This window comes from Romboutsia maritimum (assembly GCF_002251085.2).
Taxonomy (GTDB): Bacteria; Bacillota; Clostridia; order Peptostreptococcales; family Peptostreptococcaceae; genus Romboutsia_B; species Romboutsia_B maritimum.
Genome location: NZ_NOJZ02000080.1, coordinates 1 through 1,280, shown reverse-complemented (window position 1 = coordinate 1,280; position 1,280 = coordinate 1). Strand labels below are relative to the sequence as shown.

The 1,280-nt window shown below is 30.4% G+C and carries 1 protein-coding gene; it reads right to left on the bottom strand.

From position 1 onward, the window contains the following. Positions 1 to 44: 44 nt before the first annotated feature. Positions 45 to 1,280, bottom strand: a 1,236-nt coding sequence (gene arcA, locus CHF27_RS13760) for an arginine deiminase (RefSeq protein ID WP_330409814.1), incomplete at its 5' end; no start/stop codon positions are given.

The following is a 1,280-nucleotide window of genomic DNA, read 5'->3' as shown; positions in this document are numbered from 1 at the left end:
AAAAAAGTTGCCTCAAATATATGAGACAACTTTTTTATTTAATCTTAGTCTTCACGAACTAAAGGCATAGACATACATCTTGGGCCCCCACGTCCTCTTGATAATTCTGATGATGGCATAACATGTATTTTAACTCCGTATTCTTCTAATACTTTGTTAGTTACATAGTTTCTTGAGTAAACTACAACTTCACCTGGTTTTATACATAATGTATTAGATCCATCGTTCCATTGTTCTCTTTGAGATATTACGTAATCTCCTCCACCACATCTTATTAACTTAACATCGCATTTTAGATGTTTAGATAATATTTCTTGTAGTGTCATAGTTTCTTGAACTAAGTTTACTTGACCTTTTTCACCTTTAGTTAATTCGAATATTTCTAGTGGTCCTTCTATTTGAGGATGTATAGTAAATTTATCGTAATCAACTTGTGTGAATACTGTATCTAAGTGCATGTAAGCTCTTGAGTTTGGTATATTGAAAGCAAGTATTGTTTCTATTTGGTTTCCTTCAGTTTCAAAGAATATTCTCTCAGCAATTTTTTCTATAGCTTGAGCTTCAGTTCTTTGAGATATACCTATAGCTAAAGTTTTTTCGTTTAAGTTTAATATGTCTCCACCTTCTATATGGAAATCATAATCTCTATTATATAATCTTGCAGTATCTTTGTATTCTTTATGATACTTGAATATATAATCAGCATATATAGTTTCTCTGTTTCTTGTTACAGAGTACATTTTATTTAAGCTTATTCCATTTCCTATTGAAGCAAATGGGTCTCTTGTGAAGTATAAGTTTGGCATTGGATCTGTTACGAATGGATATTCGTCATCAACAAAGTCAATTAAACTTTTCTTTTCTATAGCTGGTAATTCATTTTTATTTATACCTGCCATAGTTTTTCTTACTAATTCTTCATTAGTTTTGAAACTCATTAAGTAATTGTAAACGTCTTTACGAACTGCTTCACTTTTTACTCCAGCTTCATCTATAAATTGGTTTATAAATTGTTCTTTTATTTGTGGATCTGCTATAACTTCTGCTGCTAATTCATGTAAGTAAACAACTTCTACTCCATTGTTTCTTAATATCTCTGCAAAAGCATCATGTTCTTTTTGAGCTACCTCTAAGAAAGGGATATCATCAAATAATAATCTTTCAAGATATTCAGGTGTTAAGTTTTCTATTTCTTCACCTGGCTTATGAAGTAAAACTTTTTTTAGTGGTTTAATTTCACTTGTTACTCTTATTCCCATAGCTATTACCTCTCCATCATT